25 protein-coding genes and 1 tRNA gene are annotated in these 23609 nt (G+C 50.2%); 13 read left to right on the forward strand and 13 right to left on the reverse strand.

Annotation, left to right across the window (positions count from 1 at the left end; all coding sequences use genetic code 11):
• Positions 1-52: 52 nt before the first annotated feature.
• Positions 53-601: a Crp/Fnr family transcriptional regulator gene (locus tag ACN0R1_RS06290; protein ID WP_417581022.1), complete on the forward strand. Its 549-nt coding sequence runs from the start codon at positions 53-55 to the stop codon at positions 599-601.
• A 37-nt stretch (positions 602-638) separates the two neighbouring features.
• Complete coding sequence (locus tag ACN0R1_RS06295) at positions 639-824, forward strand: hypothetical protein (protein ID WP_417581275.1); 186 nt, start codon at positions 639-641, stop codon at positions 822-824.
• Between the two features lie 6 nt (positions 825-830).
• Here the strand turns inward: ACN0R1_RS06295 and ACN0R1_RS06300 are convergent, their stop codons facing one another.
• From ACN0R1_RS06300 to ACN0R1_RS06315, 4 genes are read right to left on the reverse strand one after another with little or no spacing between them, the layout of a single operon-like run.
• Positions 831-2126 carry an NnrS family protein gene (locus tag ACN0R1_RS06300; protein ID WP_417581024.1) on the reverse strand — a complete coding sequence of 432 codons (1296 nt, stop codon included), beginning with the start codon at positions 2124-2126 and terminating at the stop codon, positions 831-833.
• Positions 2123-2908 carry an ABC transporter ATP-binding protein gene (locus ACN0R1_RS06305; protein WP_417581026.1) on the reverse strand — a complete coding sequence of 262 codons (786 nt, stop codon included), beginning with the start codon at positions 2906-2908 and terminating at the stop codon, positions 2123-2125. Before ACN0R1_RS06305 ends, ACN0R1_RS06300 begins: the two co-directional genes overlap by 4 nt.
• Entirely contained in the window at positions 2905-3696 is a 792-nt protein-coding gene (locus ACN0R1_RS06310; protein ID WP_417581028.1) for an ABC transporter permease, read from the reverse strand. The genes ACN0R1_RS06305 and ACN0R1_RS06310 overlap by 4 nt, the downstream gene beginning before the upstream one ends.
• A gap of 5 nt (positions 3697-3701) precedes the next feature.
• Entirely contained in the window at positions 3702-4565 is an 864-nt protein-coding gene (locus tag ACN0R1_RS06315) for an ABC transporter substrate-binding protein (RefSeq protein ID WP_417581030.1), read from the reverse strand.
• Between the two features lie 440 nt (positions 4566-5005).
• Here ACN0R1_RS06315 and rpoH point away from each other — a divergent pair, with 440 nt between their 5' ends.
• From rpoH to trmB, 3 genes are all read left to right on the forward strand, one after another.
• The gene (gene rpoH / locus ACN0R1_RS06320) at positions 5006-5863 is read left to right on the forward strand and encodes an RNA polymerase sigma factor RpoH (protein WP_417581032.1); all 858 of its coding nucleotides are present in this window, start codon (positions 5006-5008) and stop codon (positions 5861-5863) included.
• Between the two features lie 114 nt (positions 5864-5977).
• Positions 5978-6403 (forward strand): DUF423 domain-containing protein, encoded by a 426-nt coding sequence (locus ACN0R1_RS06325; RefSeq protein WP_417581034.1) that lies wholly within the window; start codon positions 5978-5980, stop codon positions 6401-6403.
• A 28-nt stretch (positions 6404-6431) separates the two neighbouring features.
• Positions 6432-7139, forward strand: a complete 708-nt coding sequence (trmB, locus tag ACN0R1_RS06330) for a tRNA (guanosine(46)-N7)-methyltransferase TrmB (protein ID WP_417581036.1) — start codon at positions 6432-6434, stop codon at positions 7137-7139.
• A gap of 40 nt (positions 7140-7179) precedes the next feature.
• Here the strand turns inward: trmB and ACN0R1_RS06335 are convergent, their stop codons facing one another.
• Entirely contained in the window at positions 7180-7608 is a 429-nt protein-coding gene (locus ACN0R1_RS06335; protein WP_417581038.1) for a Spy/CpxP family protein refolding chaperone, read from the reverse strand.
• Between the two features lie 147 nt (positions 7609-7755).
• Between ACN0R1_RS06335 and ACN0R1_RS06340 the strand changes: the two genes are divergently transcribed.
• Both ACN0R1_RS06340 and ACN0R1_RS06345 read left to right on the forward strand, forming a co-directional pair.
• Positions 7756-8457, forward strand: coding sequence for a response regulator (locus tag ACN0R1_RS06340; protein WP_417581040.1), 702 nt, complete (start codon positions 7756-7758; stop codon positions 8455-8457).
• Positions 8454-9746, forward strand: coding sequence for an ATP-binding protein (locus ACN0R1_RS06345; protein ID WP_417581042.1), 1293 nt, complete (start codon positions 8454-8456; stop codon positions 9744-9746). Before ACN0R1_RS06340 ends, ACN0R1_RS06345 begins: the two co-directional genes overlap by 4 nt.
• Positions 9747-9773: 27 nt before the next feature.
• Here ACN0R1_RS06345 and glnK (ACN0R1_RS06350) read toward each other — a convergent pair whose 3' ends face one another.
• The 3 genes from glnK (ACN0R1_RS06350) to glnK (ACN0R1_RS06360) form a co-directional block, all read right to left on the reverse strand.
• Positions 9774-10112 carry a P-II family nitrogen regulator gene (gene glnK / locus ACN0R1_RS06350; RefSeq protein ID WP_036520123.1) on the reverse strand — a complete coding sequence of 113 codons (339 nt, stop codon included), beginning with the start codon at positions 10110-10112 and terminating at the stop codon, positions 9774-9776.
• A gap of 191 nt (positions 10113-10303) precedes the next feature.
• On the reverse strand, positions 10304-11578 hold the full coding sequence (locus ACN0R1_RS06355) for an ammonium transporter (protein ID WP_417581044.1): 1275 nt from the start codon (positions 11576-11578) through the stop codon (positions 10304-10306).
• Positions 11579-11617: 39 nt separating this feature from the next.
• Positions 11618-11956, reverse strand: a complete 339-nt coding sequence (gene glnK, locus ACN0R1_RS06360; protein ID WP_036520119.1) for a P-II family nitrogen regulator — start codon at positions 11954-11956, stop codon at positions 11618-11620.
• 331 nt (positions 11957-12287) lie between these two features.
• On the opposite strand from glnK (ACN0R1_RS06360), the gene ACN0R1_RS06365 reads away from it, so the two are divergent.
• Together ACN0R1_RS06365 and ACN0R1_RS06370 are read left to right on the forward strand one after the other, a co-directional pair.
• Entirely contained in the window at positions 12288-12554 is a 267-nt protein-coding gene (locus ACN0R1_RS06365; RefSeq protein WP_417581046.1) for an accessory factor UbiK family protein, read from the forward strand.
• A gap of 83 nt (positions 12555-12637) precedes the next feature.
• Positions 12638-14191, forward strand: a complete 1554-nt coding sequence (locus tag ACN0R1_RS06370) for a YifB family Mg chelatase-like AAA ATPase (protein ID WP_417581048.1) — start codon at positions 12638-12640, stop codon at positions 14189-14191.
• On the opposite strand, the gene ACN0R1_RS06375 is transcribed toward ACN0R1_RS06370, so the two are convergent.
• Positions 14121-15650, reverse strand: coding sequence for a putative bifunctional diguanylate cyclase/phosphodiesterase (locus tag ACN0R1_RS06375; RefSeq protein WP_417581050.1), 1530 nt, complete (start codon positions 15648-15650; stop codon positions 14121-14123). The two genes, ACN0R1_RS06370 and ACN0R1_RS06375, sit on opposite strands and share 71 nt — an antisense overlap.
• Positions 15651-15811: 161 nt before the next feature.
• Between ACN0R1_RS06375 and rep the strand changes: the two genes are divergently transcribed.
• Positions 15812-17827: a DNA helicase Rep gene (rep, locus tag ACN0R1_RS06380; protein ID WP_417581052.1), complete on the forward strand. Its 2016-nt coding sequence runs from the start codon at positions 15812-15814 to the stop codon at positions 17825-17827.
• Between the two features lie 62 nt (positions 17828-17889).
• Here rep and ACN0R1_RS06385 read toward each other — a convergent pair whose 3' ends face one another.
• Positions 17890-18324: a c-type cytochrome gene (locus ACN0R1_RS06385; RefSeq protein ID WP_417581054.1), complete on the reverse strand. Its 435-nt coding sequence runs from the start codon at positions 18322-18324 to the stop codon at positions 17890-17892.
• Positions 18325-18541: 217 nt separating this feature from the next.
• Between ACN0R1_RS06385 and ACN0R1_RS06390 the strand changes: the two genes are divergently transcribed.
• Both ACN0R1_RS06390 and ACN0R1_RS06395 read left to right on the forward strand, forming a co-directional pair.
• Positions 18542-18618 (forward strand) — tRNA-Arg (locus ACN0R1_RS06390).
• A gap of 117 nt (positions 18619-18735) precedes the next feature.
• Entirely contained in the window at positions 18736-19278 is a 543-nt protein-coding gene (locus ACN0R1_RS06395) for a virulence RhuM family protein (protein ID WP_417581055.1), read from the forward strand.
• A 76-nt stretch (positions 19279-19354) separates the two neighbouring features.
• On the opposite strand, the gene ACN0R1_RS06400 is transcribed toward ACN0R1_RS06395, so the two are convergent.
• From ACN0R1_RS06400 to ACN0R1_RS06410, 3 genes are all read right to left on the reverse strand, one after another.
• Entirely contained in the window at positions 19355-20842 is a 1488-nt protein-coding gene (locus tag ACN0R1_RS06400) for a Fic family protein (protein ID WP_417581057.1), read from the reverse strand.
• Between the two features lie 257 nt (positions 20843-21099).
• On the reverse strand, positions 21100-21396 hold the full coding sequence (locus tag ACN0R1_RS06405; protein WP_417581059.1) for a SelT/SelW/SelH family protein: 297 nt from the start codon (positions 21394-21396) through the stop codon (positions 21100-21102).
• Positions 21389-22246: a PA4780 family RIO1-like protein kinase gene (locus ACN0R1_RS06410; RefSeq protein WP_417581061.1), complete on the reverse strand. Its 858-nt coding sequence runs from the start codon at positions 22244-22246 to the stop codon at positions 21389-21391. The genes ACN0R1_RS06405 and ACN0R1_RS06410 overlap by 8 nt, the downstream gene beginning before the upstream one ends.
• Positions 22247-22555: 309 nt before the next feature.
• On the opposite strand from ACN0R1_RS06410, the gene ACN0R1_RS06415 reads away from it, so the two are divergent.
• Positions 22556-23476, forward strand: a complete 921-nt coding sequence (locus tag ACN0R1_RS06415; protein ID WP_417581277.1) for a glutaminase — start codon at positions 22556-22558, stop codon at positions 23474-23476.
• Positions 23477-23609 lie beyond the last annotated feature (133 nt).

A 23609-nucleotide genomic window follows, 5' to 3' on the forward strand; every position in this document is an offset into this window, starting at 1 on the left:
TCATGCAGTCCATGCTTTTTGAGCCTCGGGTTTGCAATGGGAAAGGTGGTGTATGAAGATTTCTGTATTGGAACAGCTCTTGAATCAGACACCGGTGTTTACTCAGTTGCCTGAGACAGCGCGCCAGTCTCTGATGGAAAATGCCAGCCTGATTCGTTTGAAGGCTCGACAACATCTATTTCATATGGGGGATTCGGCGACCCATTTTTTTCTGGTCAAGTTCGGTACGATTACGTTGTATCGCCCCAGTTACAGTGGCGATAACAAGGTATTTCGGACGTTGTCCAGTGGCGATCTTTTGGCCGAAACAGTAATGTTTCTCAAGTTGCCAGAGTACCCGCTGTCTGCCCAGGCAGCGGGCAATGCCACCTGCTATCGCTTGTCCCGAGAGAGCCTGCTGCAGGTGTGCCGGGAGTCTCCTGATTTCAGCCTTGAACTGATGTCTGGAATGGCTATGCGCATATCCCAATCACTCAATCGCATCGATCTGCTGACGATGAGTAACGCCGCACAACGGCTAGTACTGTACCTTATGGATTTGTATATGCAGCAGCGACGCTCATGGCTGACGCTGCCAGGCAAGCAAGCACGTACTTGCTAGGCAGCTCAATATCACGCCGGAGACATTGTCACGCCAATTGACCGGTTTCAAGCGTGCGGGTTTGATTGGCAGTCACGGTGCTAAACAATTGGTGCTGTTGGACCCTAAAGGTTTGTGCGAGGCTGTTGATTTGCCACCGCCTAATATGGAGCCGCAGCACGTGATGCCGACACGAGGTCTGGGCAGCAGCTTATTTGACTGCTGCAACTTCACTCATCGTTAAACCGTTTTATCCACAAGCAGGTCCATGTCCACCAGAATTATTAGACGCTTCTCGAAGGGGCTCGGCGCAGCTTATCTGATCGTCTGTACGTGGTCCTGCGAGCACTGGCCAGCTCATAACCAGATACACACTGAAACAACCTGCCCAGAGTGCACCGGATACCGTTAACAAAGGCTGCATCCAGGTTAGCATTGGAGCTATTCCTGCCAGGGCTCTAAGTATGGCCGCGATCACCAGTCCCACGGCGACCAGTATCAGCCAGATACGTGTGTCTAGCCAGCGTCCTGTGTGTATGCGTCCGACCAATGCCATAATCACAAAAATGGATAATCCCATGGCACCTGTCATCAGTAGATGTCGGCCCGCAGATGGTATTACCGGTAGCCCCAACCAAGCAGCGCCCATCAAGCCATAGCCTAATGCAATGAACCAATAACTGGCATACAGCATCAGCGCCCAACGGGTAAGCAGCGCCCGACCGACATGCCAGTCGTTCAACAGGTTAAGCATGGCGGCAGCGGCAGCCAATGCGGTCCATCCGGTAATCACGTCATGCCCCAACGCAAACTCCGTTACGCTACATACGCCGATGGTAAAGATTGCCAAATTGCGGCGTGGTGGTCGGGCAAGATAGCCAATATCCTGATTGCTACTGTCGAACTCACCGGGTTTACCCTGCTCGATCAAGTGGTTAACCACGGCCATGGAGACTCTGCTGGTGGCCACGATGATCAACATCATGACGACACCAGTTGCCATTCTTAACCAGATCAAAGGATCTTGTTGCAACATAACGGCTATAAAAAAACCGATTTGTAAGGCTGCTAGTACGCTCATGATTAGAGCAAAGCTCATGTGCTGGCGTTGAGGGTCTCTCCAAAGCGATGGCCCTAGTTGCCATAGTAGGCCTAACCAAAGTGCTAGATTGCTTAAGGCGGCAGGCCAAAGCCCCAGAAGGGGTGACCAACTACCACTCAGAGCATAGAGACCTCGAGCCAGTAGCCACAGCAGCACTAGAAGCAGCAAGCTCTGTCGGTTGATCGGCTCAGTTCGGGTGAATTCAGGAATGGCCGTTAGAGCAAATCCAGCAATGGCCGCTGTTACAAAACCAAAAATCAGTTCGTGCCCATGCCACGCCAGCGCCCCTCCTGGAAGATTCAGTGATAGCAGCCCGTTCCAGTTCAGTAACCATAACGCCATCAATGGCGGCACACTGGCGGCTGTCAGCAGGAAAAAAGGTCGAAAACCACACATCAATATGGGTATGTGTTCGAGTTTCGATGTAAATGAAAAGACGTTCACACTGAGCATCCCTGAATCGGTTGGTGACTATTGAACGGTGACAAGGTGTCATCCGACAACCCGAAGCCGATACGTATGGCGTCTACCTGCATTAGTTTTGCCATGGTGTGATATACCCAGGCACTATCGCGCTGGTGGTGTGGGTGCATCAGTGGAAACTCATATAAAATTCGTCCTGGTTTGGGTACCATCATTACGATACGGTCGGCTAGACGTACGGCTTCTATTAGGTCATGGGTAATTAGCAGGACAGCCGTACCTTGTTGGGCAATCTGCAGATCAAGCGCAGCATAGAGTGCTTCTTTAAGCCCTATATCAAGCGCAGTGAAGGGCTCATCCAGCAATAGCAGATCAGGATTGATCACCAGTGCACGGGCCAGCGAAACCCGGCTTTGCATGCCGCCGGATAGCGCGTGGGGATATTTGTCCATATCTCGAAGGGATAAGCCCATGCGTTGACCAAGATCTGCTGCGCGTTTCCGCCGGGCGGTTCCAGCAACCCCCAGTGCCTTCAATCCCAGCGCTATATTGTCCAACCCTGTTTTCCAGGGCATTAGGCGTGGCTCTTGAAACACACAGGCCGGGCCTCTAAATTCCGAATGGATTATTCCTTCCGACGGTGTGAGTAATCCAGATACTAGATGTAGTAAAGTCGATTTGCCGCACCCTGACGGCCCGACTAATGCGAGTGTTTCGCTAGCATGCAGGTCTAGATTCACATTAGTTAAGGCTTCTGTAATGCCGTAACGATGGGAAAGATGACGGATATGTAATACGCTCATTCAGTAATGCCTGTACGCCAGTTTTCGACTCGCCGTTTGATTGGTTCCAATACCAGATACTCCAGTGCCAGCAATAGGCCCAATACTGCTAGAATCCATCCTAGAGAGGTGGTTGTGTCGAGTTGGGCTCGTGATACGGCTAATGCTGCACCGACGCCATCAACGGTAGTCAGTAATTCGGCCATAACAACGACTTTCCAGGAAGTTCCCAGTGCGGTAATCCAGGCTGGAAACAGATAGGACATGATTTGAGGTAAGAATACATCCGTCAGCCCCATTCGCGCAGGTAGGCGGTAGACGTACGCAACATCCTTTAGTTTGTTATCCAGCATCTTGCTACCTTGCATGGCGCCTGCAAACACTATCGGGAAACAGGCCACAAAAACAGTAAAAATCGGTGTGGCATCCCCCATGCCAAACCACAGCATTGCAAGCACAAGCCAAGCGATGGGAGGCATGCCTAGCAACAATGTCACCAGCGGGCGAGCCATCATAGCGACAGTCATTGAACGGCCAGCAATCAAGCCTAGTAATGTGCCGATTGATAGTGCCAAACCCAGTCCGAATAGCGCACGTCGAGCAGAGATAACCAGTGTTGGCCATGCGATGCCGCTTTCAAACATGCTCACCAACTGCTGTATTGTGGCCATAGGGCCAGGTAACACCAGATCACCATAAAATCGTCCTACGCCTTCCCATAATGCACAGAATAATAACAAACTGGTTATGGCACCCCAGCCGCTCCATAAATAAGCCAGTGAGGCTGCTATCACTCGATGAAAGCGCATCGAAATCAGGGTTTCAAGCCGTAAAAAGCATTATCTGGAAGCTTCCCACCCACTGTTGCGGGTTCACGTTCTAGTAGAAGCTGTAAAAAATCTTGTAGTGCCTGCTGAGACTCGCTGGCTGTTGCGTAATGAACCGGCCAGGCTTCAATTGCATCGGTAGCCGATTCTGGTGTTAATAGATCAATATGCCGAGCGGCCATTTCACCACAGGCCTGTGGGGTTGCAATACACCATTGATAGGATGCAGCGTAGGCTTGCTCTAGCCGAGCCACCCAAATGCCGTCTGTTCTTTTCTCTCCCAATACAACCATTCCCGCTTGAGGGACAAATGGCTTGGTTTGCAGTAAGCGTCCCCATTCCTGTTGCATATCAACACTCCGATAAAGGTCCGGTGCAACCACAGAAAGTGGGAAGGAACGGGTTTTACGCAAGGCCATGGATACGGCGGGTTCAGCCAACAGAGCATGGTCAACTCTACGCATAATAAGTAACTGCATAGCGTCCATGGGGGTGGCTGTGTAGCGCACCGTGAAGTCCTTGTGTGGGTCCAGTCCTGCCTGCTCAGCTAGGTAAGTGAACATAATGTCTGGCATGTCTGCTCGAAAGGGGATTGCAATTTCTTCACCTTGAAAGTCAGCCAGTGTTTTCATATCAGGATTACGTGAAACCATCCAGAGTATGCCCCATACAGAGACATTCACCAGTCGCAACGGTACACCACGGTTGTACATATTGGCTGCCACATTGGTCGGCATCGCGATAAAATCAGCATTCCCATTTAGTGATAGGGCACGCAATTGATCGGGGTTGGTCCAGACTTGGAACTCGATGTGCTGGGCCAGGTCATTAAGTACACCGCTTTCTATCATGTGGAGAAGAGGAAAGGAAACAACGGCCGGGGGGCCTGATAGGAGGAGTCTTGCTTGAGTAGCGTTGTTTGTATGCATCGACTCAGCCAGGCCTGACAGGCTCAAGCAGCAGGTTAGCAGTGTTAGCTGTATACAAAATCTGGGCATGATAGACATTATTCTAAATGCTCATATAATATTGACAATGAAGATGATAATCGTTTTCATATTTGAATATTACGTTGATATCCACTTGGATAAAAATGATAAATATCAATTTTATTCAGATAGGTCCGATTAGGTTGAGGCAGGGCCAAGTTGACGGGCTTGCTTTTTTGCCGTCAGACCGCTATTTTTCATCGTCCGAACTCTTTTCAGACGGCACATAACTGAACTTTTCAGGTAAAATTAGGTCACAGTGGTAGTGAAAATTTCAGCAAAAAACAGAGGTTATAATTAACATGGGCACAAGCTTGCGGGTTATTGAACATCTGTCACCGGGCGGTAATGTTAACGCCTATGTCCAGACCGTAGGTGCTATTCCTATTCTCAATGCCGAAGAAGAGCGAGAATTGGCTGAGCGTCTGTTTTATCAACAGGACCTTGAAGCTGCACGTCAACTGGTTATATCCCATCTGCGCTTTGTCGTGCATATTGCCAAGTCTTACTCCGGTTACGGTCTGCCGTTGAGCGACCTGATTCAAGAAGGCAACGTCGGCTTGATGAAAGCAGTAAAACGCTTTGATCCCTCTGTAGGTGTGCGTCTGGTGTCTTTCGCCGTGCACTGGATCAAGGCTGAGATGCATGAATTTATTTTACGCAACTGGCGCATCGTTAAAATTGCCACCACTAAGGCGCAGCGTAAATTGTTTTTCAATCTGCGTTCACAGAAAAAATCCATTAACTGGATGAATAACAGTGAAGTAGAAGCGGTTGCAAATGATCTGGGTGTGGATGCGCAGGTTGTCCGTCAGATGGAAGGTCGTATGGCGTCGGCTGATACCTCTTTCGATGCGCCAGTGAATGACGATGATGAGATCGCCTGGTCACCTTCTCAGTATCTGGAAGACGAAGAGGCTGATCCAGCCATGCGTCTGGAAGCCGAAAACTGGGAAGTGACGTCACAGCAACAACTTGTTTCAGCGATGGATAACTTAGACGAACGTAGTCGCGAAATACTCAATCGTCGCTGGTTGGCGGATGAAAAAGCTACCTTGCATGAATTGGCGGCTGAGTATCAGGTGTCTGCTGAGCGTATTCGTCAGTTGGAAAAGAACGCGATGAAAAAAATCCGAGAAGCCATTACCCTGGTCGCCTGATCGAGTGTAACTGCTTTTCTCTTGAAAGCCGCAGTAGTGGCGCATATACAGAAAATTGCTCCTGCATTTTCTGTATATGTGCCGTCCATGGCGCTATATGCCGCGGACGTATGGATGCGCAGAAGCGGCGCATATACAGGTCTGATCATGACTCACTCAGCTAGGCTTACTCTCCTGATTGCAGCTTTTACTGGCATGCTTGCCGTAATCCTGGGCGCTTTCGGCGCGCATGCATTACGAGATCTGCTGGAGCCGCGCATGCTGGCCGCCTGGCAGACCGCTGTGGAGTACCAGTTCTGGCATGTGGCTGCATTGCTGGCGGTCGGGTGTTTACAGCAAAGCACCAGTTGCCGTTGGTTACGCGCCAGTGCTCTAGCCTTCATGCTGGGTATGTTGCTGTTTTGCGGTAGCCTCTATGCCATGGCGCTGAGTGGGATAGGACAGCTGGGCACCATAACCCCATTTGGGGGTGTGGCATTGATCTTTGCCTGGCTATTTTTGTTTATTTCTTTATATGCCGGGCGCTCCACTAGCGCATAAGTCCGGTTAAGTCCCACAGGTACACGATATGACAACAGATACGGATCTTATTGAAGAACGGCCTAACCGGCGCGTGCGCAGCTATGTTGTCCGCGCTGGACGCATGACCGAAGGGCAGGAGCGCCACTTCCGCGAGCTTTGGCCAGCGTATGGTCTGGAGCTGGCAAACGGGCTGTTGAACTATGCCGAGTGCTTTGGCCGGGAGGCTCCTGTAGTGCTGGAAATCGGCTTTGGCATGGGTGATTCCCTGATTGAGATGGCGCGGCAGATGCCGGAGAAAAACTTTATTGGTATTGAAGTGCATCCGCCTGGCGTCGGGCGCTTACTGGGGCGTATCGAGGAAGAAAAACTGACCAATATCCGGGTGTTCTGCGATGATGCAATTGAAGTCTTATCTCACTGTATAGCCGATGCCAGTCTGGATACACTGCAGTTGTTTTTCCCTGACCCCTGGCCCAAAAAACGTCATAATAAACGCCGCATAGTACAGCCAGCGTTTGCTCAGAGCCTGCGTGAAAAACTGAAAGTAGGTGGGCAGTTTCATATGGCAACGGACTGGGAGCCCTATGCCGAACATATGATGGAAGTCATGTCAGCGGCCGATGGCTATGAGAATACGGCGGGTACTGGGATTTATGCGCCTCAGCCGGAGTGGCGTCCAGTCACGAAATTTCAGAAACGCGGTGAGAATCTTGGCCATGGTGTCTGGGATCTGATTTTTACCCGAACAGTCTGAACTAAGACAGCAGCCGTTCATCGGCTGCTGTCTGGTGTGTTCAAGAGTTGCTGTTCTGACGCTGTTCTTGACGTTGTTCCTGGCGCATTTCACGACGCTCGCCTCGGTCAGGGCGTCCCTCCATATCACAGCCACCACGTCGGTCACCACGGAATCCCTGAGGGTTTTTGCCGCGCATCTCATCCATCTGTTCCAGTTGCTCAGGGGTTAAAATCGCACTTAAACGTTCGCGCATCTCGGCGTGTTTGGCCTGCATGGCTTCCCGTTGAGCTTCGCGTTCTTCGCGATTTTCTTCCCAGAGCGCTTCCATTTGGCTGCGTTGCTCTTCACTGAGGTTCAGTGTTTCAGCAAAACGCTGCATAGGAGGTTCTCTATCACCTGGGCCTGGACCTTTCTGAGCCAGAGCCATAGTGCCGATGGCAAGACCCAGCGTTAAAATACCCAGTTGAGCCAGTTTGGTAGTTTTCATGTTGAAATCCTCTTGGTTTAATCGTTTTTCGATGGATTAAGTATGCGCCAGGTAAGTGCAAAGCAGGGTTGCGTAAAGGTAAAGTTGCGTAAAGGCACGTGCACTGGTATCAAATCGTCTTATGATAGAGGCCTAAAGGAGTGCCTTATGAATAAAGCCGTACATTTGTTGATCGTTGATGATGATGTGTCCCTTTGTGAGTTACTGAGTAACTACTTGAGCCACGAGGGATTTCAGGTCAGTCTGGCACATTCGGCTGAAGCGGCGCAGCAGTGGCTATCGGCCAATCAAGCGCCTGATTTGATGATTCTGGATATTATGATGCCGGGAAAAAGTGGCTTGGAACTATTGCAGACTCTGCGTCCAGCCATCCAGGTGCCGGTGGTCATGCTCACTGGGCGTGGTGATGATATAGACCGTATTCTGGGCCTGGAGATGGGGGCCGATGATTATCTGCCGAAACCCTGTAATCCGCGTGAGCTACTGGCCAGAATCCGTGCGGTGTTGCGGCGCAGCCAGGCGCCGATTGTTGCTTCCCGAGCTTTGGAATTATCTGGCATTTATCTGGACCCGGCCACACGCCAGGTGAGCCTGCTGGATCAGCCTCTAGAACTGACCAGTACCGAATTTAATGTGTTGCACACCCTGATGAGCCATGCCGGTGAAGTGGTGAGTAAAGAATCGTTGACTGAAAAGGTGTTGCATCGAAAACTCACTCTTTATGATCGTGCGCTGGATGTTCATGTCAGTCGGGTTCGCCAGAAGCTGGCGGAGGTATCAGATTCGGCTGCTGAGTTGATCAAAACCGTGCGTGGACAGGGTTATCAGTTTATCAGGACCAGCGCATGAGATGGCATCAGCACCTTTACTGGAAAATATTTCTGGCCACCTGGCTGATTAGTGCCGTGCTAATGGGTGGGTTGGTGTATGGCTTGTTGCGGGTGAGTGAAACCCGTCACTGGCAGGATTTGCTTGAAGCGAAAGCCGCAGGGCATGCGCAACTGATTGTCGAACGCCATGAAATCGGTATACATGAGTCATCTCGTGGGGGTGGAGATAGAGGCGGGCGTGGTCGTATACCACTACGCGTTACAAACTTGGCGGATGGTGAAGTCATTTCCGATTTCCGCTACCCCATTCCAGCTACTGAAACAGCAAGCCTTGTGATTGAATCGGATACCGGCAAACGCTATCGGGTAGATATGCCCTTGCCTGAACAGCCGGTACATCTTGAGCGGATGCTGCGCTTCTTGCTGTCGGTACAGATGGTGTTGATTCTGGTTATGTCGGCATTGGTGGCGTTGCTGGTCAGTTATCTGGTGGTTCGACCGGTCAACCGACTGCGAGATTTTGCCCGTTCGCTCTATGATGAGCAAAATCTGAGTAGCCGTACTGAGGGATATCTCAGTCGCAGAACCGATGAAATCGGTGAGTTGGCCAGGGAATTTGATTCCATGGCGGGCTATGTGGAAAAAACATTGAATGCGCGTCAAAATCTGCTTAGGGATGTGTCGCATGAATTACGGGCTCCCCTGGCAAGGTTGCAGGTCGCTGCCGGCATTCTGGAACAGCAATCCGGTGAGCAGATTAATGCGCTGCATGGTCAGATCAGTCGAGAGTGCGACCAGTTGGCGCATCTGATTGATGAATTGATGTCGCTATCCCGGTTGGATGATATGACCCTGGAGCTGCAGTCGCCGGCGCCACTGAAACCCCTGCTGGAGCAAATACGTCAGGATTATTCACTGCTCTACCCAGATCATCAAATCAGCCTGCGGATAGAACCTGACTCACTGACTTTTTCACAGAGCAGTGTCTTGCTGAACCGCATACTGGGTAATGCACTGCAAAATGCACTGAAGTACACACCAGCAGGTGGGCAGGTATTATTAACCGCTTATCGTCAGGGCAGGCAACTGTGTTTGGCTATCAGTGATGATGGTCCGGGTGTAGATGCCAGTCTGTTGAAGGATATTTTTGAACCTTTTGTCCGCGGTGGGTCAACCCAACAGGGTTACGGACTGGGCTTGAGTATTCTACGCGGTGCTGTCAGACGTCTGGGTGGTGAAGTACGTGCCGAGAATTTAAGTGAAGGCGGTTTCAGATTGACGGTTTGTTTGCCAGCTGAGCCTGCCTGAAATAGCGTCAGACAGGCTCATTGAACATTACAGCGCGTCAGGCCCGGTTTCACCGGTACGAATACGGATAACCTGTTCCAGTGGTGTGACGAAAATTTTGCCATCACCTATTTTGCCAGTATTGGCCGTTTTGCTAATGGCTTCGATGACCTGGTCTGTCATGTCATCATCTACAGCCACTTCAATTTTTACTTTTGGCAGGAAATCGACTACATATTCAGCGCCGCGGTAGAGTTCGGTATGGCCTTTCTGACGTCCAAAGCCTTTAACCTCAGTGACAGTGACGCCTTGAATGCCTATTTCAGACAGTGCTTCACGTACATCATCGAGTTTAAACGGCTTGATGACCGCAGTAATCAGCTTCATGGTTACACTCCTCAAAGATCTGCTGCAACAGCAGACGTGGTTTTCCTGTGATAATTGTTAAGGCGAAGTATACCTGCATTCTTCAGCCTAAGCATATCTGACGTGTCTATACTGGCTCAGTTCTTCAAAACAGCTTATGCGGTAAAAAAGAAAGGGGCCAATAAAGGCCCCTTCTCTGATTGGATCAAGGTTTATTTTTTCGAGGTAGCAAACTCAGGATAAGCTTCCATACCACATTCAGCCAGATCGACACCTGCATATTCTTCTTCTTCAGTCACACGGATACCCATGATGGCTTTCAGAATAACCCAGACAATCAGACTGGCAATGAATACCCAGGCGAAGATAACGACGATACCCAGAATCTGAGAGCCGAAGTTTGCATCACCGTTAGTCAGAGGAACTGCCAGCAGTCCCCAGATACCGACAACACCGTGAACAGAGATAGCACCTACTGGATCATCAATTTTGATTTTGTCGAGCATGATGATTGAGACAACAACGATCAAACCACCGATAGCACCGATAAACGCAGCCGCAGGAGCAGAAGGTGTCAGAGGTCCGGCTGTGATTGCCACCAGACCTGCCAGTGCGCCGTTAAGTGCCATGGTCAGATCGGCTTTTTTGAACCACAGGCGTGCAAAGATCAGTGCCGCAATGACACCAGCCGCCGCTGCCGCATTGGTGTTCACGAACACCTGTGCTACGTTGTTGGCAGAGTCTATGTTAGACATTTTCAGCTCTGAACCACCGTTAAAGCCGAACCAGCCCAGCCACAGGATAAGGGTACCTAGTGTTGCCAGCGGCATGTTGGCACCAGGAATGGCGTTGATCTGACCGTCTTTACCATACTTACCCTTACGAGCACCCAGTACAATAACACCTGCCAAGGCTGCAGCAGCGCCCGCCATGTGAACGATGCCGGAACCTGCATAGTCAGAGAAGCCTGCTTCGCTGAGGAAACCGCCACCCCAAGTCCAGAAACCGCTGACTGGGTAGATAAAGCCTGTCATGACAACAGCAAAGGCCAGGAATGCCCAAAGCTTCATACGCTCAGCAACGGCACCGGACACAATTGACATACAGGTTGCAACGAACACGACCTGGAAGAAGAAATCGGAACGCATAGAGTAGTAAGGTGCGTCTTCATCACCAGAGAGCACTTCAGCAACACTGTTTTCAGTACCAATCAAACCACCAAAGTTGGGGAAGATAGCACCGCCATCTGAGCTGTACATGATGTAGTAACCACACAGCAAGTACATGGTACAGGCGATGGCGTAGAGTGCGACGTTCTTGGTTAGTATTTCCGTGGTGTTCTTGGCACGAACCAGACCGGCCTCAAGCATGGCAAAACCAGCGGCCATCCACATGACCAGTGCACCACAGATCAGAAAGTAAAAGGTATCGATAGCATAGGCAAGGTGCTTGACCTCACTTGCCGTTGTAAGAAGAAGTTCTTCCATTGTTCAGCCCTCCATCAGGCGTGTAATCAAGAGTTCGGATTAGAGCGCGTCGTGGCCGGATTCACCGGTACGGATGCGAATAACCTGCTCAAGTGGCACCACAAAAATCTTACCGTCACCAATCTTGCCGGTTTGAGCGGCTTTACTGATGGCTTCCACTACCTGGTCAACCACATCGTCGGATACGGCGGCGTCGATTCTGACTTTAGGCAGAAAATCCACCACATATTCAGCACCGCGATAGAGTTCGGTATGGCCTTTCTGGCGACCGAAACCTTTAACTTCAGTGACGGTAATGCCCTGAATGCCGATTTCGGACAAGGATTCGCGTACATCGTCCAGCTTGAACGGTTTTATGATTGCTGAAACCAGTTTCATTGGTCTGTCTCCCCATGGATACAAAATCATCGAACAATTGAGTCGGCGGAAAGCTGTTTCAACTGCTCGCCTTGACCGGTTCTTTGCGAAAGGCGTGCCATAAAATAAAATTTATATAACAAACAACTAATTAACTGGTTTTTACACGCATAATGAGTTGATTTTTGCGTCGCACCAATGAGCAAGTAATCCATTATGGTGCGCCAAAATAGGGCATGCACTTTATTGGTGCGCCAATGGTTGGTGCTTCGAAGATGCTAAAAAAAACCAGATCCGTTAAGCTTGTCGTAGTTTTAAAATGCATCCAAAAATTGTCAGAGGCGGCAAGGTTATGATTCATCAAAAAATAGCTGAAGGGCTTTCAGAACAGTTTACCCATTTCATTAATGCTACCCGTGAGTTGCCGGGCCAGCAGGCCGTTCAGCAGCAGCTACAATCCATGCTGCAGCAGACCTTGAGCCGGCTGGATCTGGTAACTCGGGAAGAGTTTGATGCACAGCAAGCTGTACTGCTGAGAACGCGCGAAAAACTCGAAGCGCTGGAAAAACAAGTTGCCGCAATGGAAGCGGCTGCACTAGAGCAGACAAGTAATACCTAAGTGAGTACACCTGAACCGGATAGGCTTTGATACCATCAAGGCGTATTGGATCCGCTTAACTTCATATAGCCAGGGAAGGTTCTATGTCATTAGCCGTTATACACAGCCGAGCTCAGCTTGGCATTCAGTCACCCTCCGTTACCGTTGAAGTGCATTTGTCCGGCGGTTTGCCCGGCCTTGCGATTGTTGGTCTGCCAGAAACGGCGGTCAAAGAGAGTAAGGAGCGGGTACGCAGTGCCCTGATTAATGCAGGCTTTGATTTTCCGCAACGCCGCATCACCGTCAACCTGGCGCCAGCTGATCTACCCAAAGAAGGAGGGCGTTATGATCTGGCTATCGCATTGGGTATCTTGCAAGCATCTGGTCAGTTAAAAAGCAAAACACTGGATCAACATGAAGTGGTTGCCGAGTTGGCCTTATCAGGCAGTATTCGCTCCATTCGAGGCGCTTTGCCCGTTGCCATAGCCTGTGGGCAGGCTGGGCGCATATTGATTTTGCCGCGTAGCAATGCCGATGAAGCTACTCTGTTGGGAGACACTCCTGTGATTGCCGTGGATCATCTGCTGGAGGTGTGTGCCTATTTAAGAGGGCAGGAGCAGCGCACGTATCATCAGCCACAGCCTGTTGTGTTAGCGGCACAGCAGGGCCCGGACCTGGCGGATATTAAGGGCCAGCTGCAGGCCAGGCGGGCGCTCGAGGTGGCGGCTGCAGGGCAGCTTAATCTGTTATTTGCCGGTCCACCCGGTAGCGGTAAAAGCCTGCTGGCCGCTTGTCTGCCAGGTATTTTGCCTGAATTATCCTTGTCAGAACGACTGGATGTGGCGGCCATTCATTCACTGGTCGGTTTGCCGGTTCAACCTTGCAGTGAAGGTGTGCGGCCTTTTCGTGCCGTTCACCACAATGCGTCACCGGTGGCCTTAGTGGGAGGGGGATCAAATCATCCCAAACCTGGTGAAATATCACTGGCCACACATGGGGTACTGTTCCTCGATGAGATGCCCGAGTTCCCCCGGCGGGTGCTGGATTTGTTGCGGGAGCCGCTAGAAACCGGACGAATACTGATTTCTCGTGCCCTAAGTAAAATTGAATATCCGGCCGCGTTTCAACTGGTGGGAGCAATGAACCCCTGCCCCTGTGGCTACTATCAGGACGGCACCGATCGCTGTATCTGTAGCCCGGATCAGATACGTCGCTATCAGGGGCGTATTTCCGGACCTTTTATGGATCGAATCGATTTGCAGCTTTGGGTGTCGGCATTACCGGCGGATGCCTTGTTACAAGCATCATTCGTGGCTGAATCCAGCGCTATTGTCAGAGAGCGTGTAGAGCAAGCGCGTGAGCGCCAGCAGCAGCGTCAGGGGTGCAGTAATCGTTATCTGAGCGGACGTGCATTGGATCAATATTGTGCGCTGGATACCGAGACTACTCAACTGCTGACACTGGCGATGCGGCGACTGCATTTGTCGGCACGCGGATGCCATCGAATTTTACGTATAGCCAGAACGCTGGCTGATCTGGAAGCCAGTCCAACCATAGGGCAAACGCATCTGCTTGAAGCGCTTGCCTTCAGAGGGATGCAAACGCAGACGGGCTATCAAGCAGTTGCAGAAACTGCACCAGAGGTACCGGACGGCTGAAATAGTAACCCTGTGCCATCTGACAGTGGTGGGCTCTGAGAAAATTAAGTTGCTCCAGGGTTTCGACGCCTTCAGCAATAATTTTTTTGTTCAGGTTACGTGCCAGGCTGATGATAGTGCGAACAATCTCTTCATCACTGGTACTTTTACCTATGCCTTTAACAAAGCTCTTGTCAATTTTCAGTGTGGAAATAGGTAATTTTTGCAGCATGGAAAAAGAGGAGTAACCCGTGCCAAAATCGTCCAGCGAAAATTCCACCCCCAGCTTGCCTAGTGAGCGCATACAGCTGACAACATGGGATTCATCCCGAAATAGAGCCGTTTCTGTCAGCTCAAATTCCAGCATACTTGTATCTATCTGGTGTTGCTGGATCAGGCGTTCGATCGTGCTGGCAAGATAGCCATCCTGAAACTGCCGGAAAGATAAATTAACACCGATATGTTCACGCAAGCCCGCTTGCTTCAGCACTTTCATGTCCTGACCAACCTGTTCAATTACCCAGTAACCTATGGGCACTATCAGGCCAGACTTTTCACTGATCGGAATAAACTCATCCGGGGAAATCATGCCTCGCACTGGATGTTCCCAGCGGATCAGTGCTTCTGCACCGATAATACGGCGGGTGTTTAAACAGATACGAGGTTGATAGAAAAGACGAAACTGCTGGCGTTGCAGTGCATACCAGAGTTCGGGCTCCAGGCGGATGCCTCTGTTGTTATCATCCAGATCACGAAGAGGATCATAGAAAGCGTAACTGTGTCCCCTGAGTTGTTTTGCCCGCAAGCGCGCCGTATTGGCGCAGTGGATCAGAGTTTCAAATTCCATGCCTTGTTCTGGGGCGACGGCAATACCGATACTGCAGTGTAGGTGCACGTCGTGTTCATCAATCTGATAAGCCGGCAAAAGTAATTCAACAATGTGCTCGATGGCCTGGCGTGTAGCGCTGCGTATCTGGTCAGTTGAGGCCTTGATGATCAGGGTGAATTCGTCATTGCCGATACGCGATAGATGGTTTTTGTTATCACAGAGCTCCAACCTTTGACAAAGCAGCTTGACCAGGCGGTCGCCTATGTCATGACCGTATTGACTGTTAAAGGCTGAAAAGTTGTCAATGTCCAGCATCATCAAAGCCAGCCCTCTGCCGGTTTGCAGAGAACCAAGTTCATCTTGCAGGGTCCTGTAGAAGTGTTGGCGATTCCCCGCACCGGTTAACAAGTCGCGCGTTTGCAGGCGAGTGAAGGTGTTATAAACCGTATCATCAACTGGGATTAGCAGAATATTCTTTACGTTATCCTGGAGTGATTGCTCAGCATCAGTCAGGTTACGACAGCATTTGATGGATGCAGATGTTGCCATTAAGGCAGACAAAAGATCGCCAGAACCGGTATGATTGTGAGAATCAACCAGTATTAGCTGGACTTCAGGGGCTGCATCATCCCTCTCAACAGCTGGCGGCATGTGTCGGATTCCTTTATAAAGCCGGTGCAGTTAGAAAGTTTATATCCTGTGCACTCTGAATAGAGTCCGTGTCATACTTATGACTGATTGTGCTGCTACAGAGATTAGCATGTTACTGATATTTTTCAAACAATCGTTCTTTTTTAGTTCCTCTAGTTGCCATGAATAAACTCAATCCCAGACAAGCTGAAGCTGTACATTATATTGGTGGGCCGCTGCTGGTACTGGCAGGGGCTGGCTCCGGTAAAACCAGCGTGATTACGCGCAAAATCGCTTATCTGGTGCAGCAGTGCGGTATCGAAGCACGGCATATCGCGGCGGTCACCTTTACCAATAAAGCGGCTCGTGAAATGAAAGAGCGCGTGCTGCAGCTGCTGGAGAAGGGCGAAGGGCGTGGTTTGACCGTGTCCACCTTTCATAATCTGGGCTTGAACATCATCCGGCGGGAATACAAGCAGCTTGGATACAAGCCGGGCTTTTCCATTTTTGATGACCAGGACAGCAAGGGCCTATTAAAAGACCTGTTGTTGCACCAGGACGAAGATACCGATCAGGTGGCCGCCGTACAGCATCAGATTTCCAATTGGAAAAATGACATGCTGGAGCCCCAGGATGCGCTGGCTCAGGCGCGAGTGCCACACGAAATTCTGGCCGCCCGAGCCTATGAGGCCTACCAGCGTCATTTACGCGCTTACAATGCAGTGGACTTTGATGACCTGATCTTGATCCCCGTTCGCTTGTTCAGTCAGCACCCGGAAGTATTAGAGCGTTGGCAGCGCCGCATTCACTACCTGCTGGTGGATGAGTATCAAGATACCAACCTGTCGCAGTACCGCCTGGTTAAGCAACTGGTGGGTGTGCGTAGTGCCTTGACGGTAGTGGGTGACGATGATCAGTCCATCTACTCCTGGCGTGGTGCCCGTCCTGAGAACCTGGCCAAGCTTCAAGAGGATTTTCCGGGTCTGCGTCTGGTCAAGTTGGAGCAAAACTACCGCTCCACCGGGCGAATTCTGAAAGTTGCCAATATATTGATTAACCATAATCCGCATGTGTTTGAGAAAACCCTATGGAGCGACAAGGGCTATGGCGACCCCATCAGGGTGGTGCATAACCGTAATGAAGAGGCTGAGTCAGAGCGGATCGCCACCGAGATACTAGATCGACACCTCAGGGAACGCACCCCGTTCAAAGACTTTGCCGTACTCTACCGGGGAAACTACCAATCCAGACTGCTGGAAATGAAGCTGCAAAGCTTTCAGGTGCCCTATAAGCTCAGTGGCGGCACGTCCTTCTTTGCCCGTGCCGAAATCAAAGACCTGATGGCCTACTTGCGCTTGCTGGTCAATAGCAGTGATGACAATGCGTTTCTACGCATCATCAATCTGCCACGACGTGAGATCGGCCCTGCAACGCTGGAAAAGCTGGGAGAATATGCCTCCAGTCGTCATATCAGCCTGTTTGATGCCTGTTTTGAGATGGGATTAGAGCAGCAGCTGCCAGCGAATGCCTGCGCACGCTTGCAGCGCTTTTGCGCCTGGATGCAGCAATTGTTGCAGCGCTGTGAAACCGGCGATCCCATACAGGCCGTTCGCGACATGATTATGGATATGGACTACGAAGGCTGGATACGTGAAAACAGTTCCAGCGATACCATCGCCGAAAAACGTATGCAGAATGTCTGGTTTTTAGTGGAATCACTTAAGGCAACCCTGGAGCGCCTGCAGGAGGAAGATCCAGATGCGGGTATTAAAGAAACCATTGCGCGTTTGCTGTTGCTGGATATGCTGGATCGTCAGGAAGAGGAAGATGATTCTGACCGGGTGCAACTGATGACGTTGCATGCCTCAAAAGGACTGGAGTTTCCGCATGTCTACCTGATGGGGATGGAAGAAGAAATTCTTCCTCATCGTAACAGCATAGAATCCGACACCATTGAAGAAGAGCGGCGGCTGGCCTACGTTGGCATCACCCGTGCGCAGGTCACACTGACAATGACACTGGCCAAAAAGCGTCGCCAGTTTGGCGAAACCATGGACTGTCTGCCAAGCCGATTCCTGGATGAGTTACCCGAAGACGATCTGAGGGTTCAGGGATTAGGGGAACGTGATCCTCAGGTAAATGCTGCTGCCGGGCGTGCCACCATCAGTAGCCTGAAAAACCTATTGGATGACTTTTAGTCGGCGCGTACCAGAAACAAAACAGGCTGCCGAAGCAGCCTGTTTACGATAACGCTTAACGTTTAGTCATTATCGATCATGTATTGAATGGCCGCTTCCAGCTCTTCGTCGGCGCAGTCGTTACAAGTGCCTTTAGGTGGCATAGCGTTGATACCGCTGATTGCAGTAGCTAGCAGTCCATCTAAGCCTTTTTCATCTGCGCGCGCAGTCATGGCGCCACTACCAAACTTGGGAGAGTCCAGAATGCCGGATGCATGGCAAGCTGTACAGAAACGGTTGTAGACTTCTTCACCTGAGCGAGCCGCTGCAGAAGAGGCTGCAACAACGGGAGCTCCAGTACCACAGCTTTCGTCACCTTCAACACAAATGTTGCCGTGAGGTTTGATGCGTTCAATGATGGCATCACGGTCAACAGCCGCATAGACAGAAGTGGCCAGAGCCATGCTCAGACCCAGGGTGCAGAGTGCAGAAGCAGCTTTTGCAGCAAGTTTATTCACGTTAAAGACCTCATCATTTTTAGAAACGGGTGGCGTCTATGTCCGTCGAAGTCACCCTAGACCACAAGTCATAACAGGGCATGCGCAGACAATACCGCATCATTAGGCGGGGATTATACCTTCAAAAGTTGCCTACGGAAATGCACTTGCACTAGTTCTTAAGGAGAATGCCTTGGCAAGAACGTTTTGAGTGCGTATTATTAGCGCCCTGCAACATGCGCCCGTAGCTCAGCTGGATAGAGTAGCAGGTTCCGATCCTGTTGGTCGGGGGTTCGAATCCCTCCGGGCGCGCCATTAGCTTTTTCTTCCGGTAAACCAAAGAACACTCAAACACCACTACTTTAGTTTTTGCTAATCTCTGCTTTTGTTGGTAGTTTCACTATAACTAAAATGCCAAGGAAGGAGATCAATATGAATACTCAACAAATCCAAATTTTTACTAGTGATGACGGCAGAGCAGAGATACGAGTTACCCTAGATCATGAGACTCTTTGGTTAAGTCAGGCTCAGATGGGCGAGTTATTTGGTACTACTCCTGAAAACATTCTCATGCACCTTCAAAACATTTATAAAGACGCAGAGTTACCCGAACTAGCAACTACTAAGGAATTCTTAGTAGTTCGGCAGGAGGGACGTCGTCAAGTGCGTCGACGTATCAAGCACTTTAATTTGGATGCCATTATATCAGTAGGCTACAGGGTAAGCTCCAAGCGAGCGACTCAGTTTCGCCAGTGGGCTAACCGAGTACTCAAGGAGTATTTGGTTCAAGGTTATAGTGTGAATCAGTATCGATTGAAAGAGCGAGGTGTTGAGTTCGAGCAGGCGATTGATCTACTCAGTCGGACTCTAACCAATCAAGGGTTAGTTTCTGTTGAAGGTGAAGCCGTAGCGAAAGTGATCAGTGATTATGCACGTTCTTGGAGTTTGTTGCAGGGCTATGACCCGCTCTGCTAGCCTAGTTGTCCAGTTGATTTACTCGACGGCGAAGACCTGAATTGACTCAAATGTTGCAGATCAAAAAACATCTGAATCAATCAGCTTTAGACTCATCAAATAGCTCAGAGTAGGCCTCTTCCAATGCATCAAATATATCTTTTGGTACGCTATAGCGGTACTGATCACGACGTTTGTTTGAGATCCTTCCGTTCTGTTCCAGGCAGAATAGTACGAGTTTAGATAGTGTGCTGTCGGAGACGTCGAATGCACGATCTATCCGCCGTTTTAATGCGTCATACCGGCTCAGATGTGCTACTTCGCGTTTTATGTACTGCTCCATGGCTTCTTCGCTGGCTTCCGCCATCAATTCTGCGCAGAGGGTTCCATCCCAGAAGCGGTAAATAGCGTCGTGTCCTTGAAATGAAAGAGTGATATTGTCGATGTCGATGTAAGTGACGTCCCAGAACATGCGCGTTTTCGCAGAATATGTGCTCAGGGCGTCCAGGTAATCGCGCTCTTTGTCGTGCAGGACCGCTGAAACAGGGAGAATGAGTCCGTTGGAAAGACGGCCTTGCTGGCATAAAACATGGTGAAACATGAAGCGTGAGAGTCTTCCATTACCATCCATGAAGGGGTGTATGAAGACGAAACCAAAGGAAAGAATAGCGCCAAGAACCAGGGGGTTAACGTCGCTCGGCATATCGTTAACCAGTGCCAGCCATTCCTTCATCAACTTTCTGCATAGATCGGGTTCCGGTGGGACATAGGTTACACCAATAGCCCCCATACCATTACTGAGATAGTTCTGCTCTGTGCGGAATGATGCGGCCGAATCGAACTGGTTGTTGATGGTTTCATTTTGCAGATAAACAAGGTAGCCCTCATCAATAATGCGGGTCTCGTGGGCTCGGCGAAGCAGGTTGATGAAACGATTCATTTTGCTGGAGTCGGGCACCTCGTTCTCGATCGCAAAGGAGTCTCGGGTTTCGCTCAGATAGATCCATGACAGGGCACGGTTCAGTAAGTTGGAGTCTAGCGAGTCTGTGAACGCTCGTACTTTTTGCAGCACATCACGGCTCAGTGCTTGTTCCAGACGCTCAGTACGACGGACAGTAATACAATAATCGAGAGAGCCGAGGCCATTGAAAATTATGCGCCAACGCTTGTCCTTGTAGCCTTGAGTAGTGATGTATCTGCCTGGATCGAACAGCGGGATGTAATTGCCTTGGGTTAGCGGCTGAGTTCGTTTAACAGTTTGTCCTGTAAAGTGTTCCCATAAAAAGCAGGCGCTACGGATGTATTTACCCGTGGGGGACGAATCGAACTCTTTTCGGAGATCCAACTCTTCTACCAACGGCAGGGCCTGGGCCAGGATCTGCATGTTTACACCTTCGTGTTTCAGTGCAAACAGAATATGTGATAGCACCCTTTCAGCTGGCTTCAATCCAGCAGGTATCGCGATGACCTTGTCGATCACCTCTTTTCGTTGCACTGACACAACCTGGCAGGTTATATCAAGTTCCAGGCTTTTTATCGTATTCAGACTGGCCAGATAAGCATAGCCAGCATATTCAGCCCTCATCGACACCCCTTCGGCCAGAAAATTGTTATAAAGCAGATTTTTTTTTTAGATTTATGCTAACATCCAAAAAAATTGTTCAGAACTGCATTTCTAATACCACTCGGTGATGTCAATTGCAACAATTTTAAACGATCAAGTTGTTTTGTTGCTGTAATCCACCCAAAAAATCTGAGTAAATGAAGGTGGCGTCGGCTATCTGCTGAAACTTAGCCCGACTTGCTCAGTGGCTTGAGTACTTGAGTTGCCATTGACAACCCTCAAGCAACAGGCCGATCACTATGCCCTAAATCCCGATCTGGCCAGACTTGATCTCTGACGCGTTGTTTGAGCACCTTGGCTTCGGGGAATCCGCCATCGGTTTTACGTTCCCAGATCTGTTTGTCGTCACAGGTGATAATAAAGGTGCCACCTGTCGCGGGTTGAAGGGTGACACCGCCGAGGTCATCGCTGAACGTCGATAGCAGCTCCTGGGCCAGCCAGGCAGAGCGTAACAGCCACTGACACTGCGTGCAGTACTGGATGACAATGATCGGCTTAGAGGTTGAACTAGTCATCACTATGCTCGGCGCGCATGCGTTCCAGGCGCTCACTTTCTTCTTCGCTGGCGGCATCGATCACGGCCATCAGTTCGCCTACGTCAGCATTGGTGTCACTATAGGCATAGGTTCCGGTGAGCTGGCTGTCGGCTTGAAGTTCGCCGGCTTCATAGAGTGACCACATTTCACGGGCAAACTCGGTTTTCAGCAGTTCGGGTGCAGAACGTCCGAAGTAGGCACGCATGGTGTTCACATCCCGCTCAAGCATCATGCCGGCACTGTTATTGCCAGCCGCATTCACCGCTTGAGGCAAATCGATAATGACTGGCCCTTGTGCGTCCAGCAGTACGTTAAACTCAGAGAGATCGCCGTGTACTAGCCCAGCACAGAGCATGCGTACCACTTCTTCAATGACTTGTCGGTGCCAGGTGATCGCTTCTTCAGCGCTCAGAGTGACATCATCAAGGCGTGGTGCCACGTAGCCTTCGGCATCTGTTATCAGCTCCATCAACAGCACACCATCAATAAACCCATGAGGTTGAGGTACCCGCACACCGGCGGCGGCCAGTTGGTAAAGCGCATCCACTTCGGCGTTTAACCAGGCATTTTCCTGCTCTTTCTGCCCATACTGGGTTTTTTTGGACATGGCGCGTGCCCGGCGGGTATTTCGAACCTTACGGCCTTCCTGGTACTGCACTGCTTGCTTGAAACTGCGCTGACTGGCTTCCTTAAACACTTTGGCACAGCGCACGTCGTTACCACAGCGTACGACATAGACGTCGGCCTCTTTACCGCTCATTAGCTGGCTGATCACTTCATCGATCATGCCATCTTCAACTAGCGGCTGTAATCTTTTGGGTACTCTCATAATATAGTATAGGTCCGGTGTAATGTGCTGGCAGGCCTGATTTCTGTGTAGCAGGCGCTGATAGTTTGCAGAACTAAAGTAACTCAGAACTAGCACCTCTGGGAAGTGCATAGGCACGATATAGCTGCTCCCAGTATACAGATCAAGAAGAGGCTTTACCTGCCACTGAGCGGGTCTAATAAATCCAGACACGGTAATTGGCGCCATTTGTTTAAGTGTATGTCTTTTGCAGCTATCAAATCTGAAATCGCGTTAAACTAGTCAGACCTATAGATAACAACAATACATAAACAAAGTGTTCTCCTCATGATACAAGACTGTTTAGATGATCTCGTGTTGGCTCTGTCGACAGAAAAAAATCGTGGCAAAGTTGCTGATTATATTCCGCAATTAGCACATGTTGATCCGAACCAATTCGGCATCGCGGTGTGCACACCAGAAGGTCAAATGTATTCGGCAGGACAGGCGGATACCTTATTTTCTATTCAGAGTATTTCTAAGGTGTTTACGCTCACTATGGCCCTTGGAAAACTGGGCGATGGAATCTGGACCCATGTGGGACGTGAGCCGTCTGGGGATCCGTTTAACTCGATTGTTCAACTCGAACATGAATCGGGCAAGCCGCGTAATCCCTTTATTAATGCAGGTGCCATTGCGGTGGTCGATGCGATTATGATGGGCCATGAACCGAAAGAAACGCTCGCCGAAATTCTGAATTTTGTGCGCTTTATCGCCAATGACAATAGCATTTGCTTTGATCATGCCGTGGCGGCTTCTGAGATGGCTCATCGTGACCGCAATGCCTCACTGGCACATTTTATGAAGGCCTTTGGACGCTTGCGCCATGATGTGGATAAGGTGCTTGGTACCTATTTTCATCAATGCTCGATTGCTATGAGTTGCGAGCAATTGGCAAGAGCCGGGTTGTTTTTGGTGTCGGATGGCGTGGATGAGACAACGGGCATTCGGGTGGTGTCCGCCCAACGCGCGCGTCGTATCAATTCACTCATGATGATGTGTGGTCACTATGATGGTTCGGGTGAGTTTGCCTATCGAGTGGGCTTGCCCGGCAAAAGTGGTGTGGGTGGCGGCATTCTCGCGATTGCGCCAGGTAAGGGTTCTATTGCTGTCTGGTCACCTGGGTTGGATGTACTGGGGAATAGTTATTTAGGTACTCGAGCACTGGAGCGCTTTGTGCAACACACGGGGTGGTCTGTGTTTGGGCATTGAGTTCAGATTTGATTATTTGCAATGATCCGAGTTTTGGGCGATATTTATTACCACATGACGTTTTTAGTTATTATCACTTTTACGTATATAGCTGTCGAAGCTATGGGTATTTCCTCAGACTCAATAATGGAAT

Origin of the sequence: Nitrincola sp., from assembly GCF_048264025.1 — a bacterium.
In the GTDB taxonomy this organism is placed as follows: Bacteria; Pseudomonadota; Gammaproteobacteria; order Pseudomonadales; family Balneatricaceae; genus Nitrincola.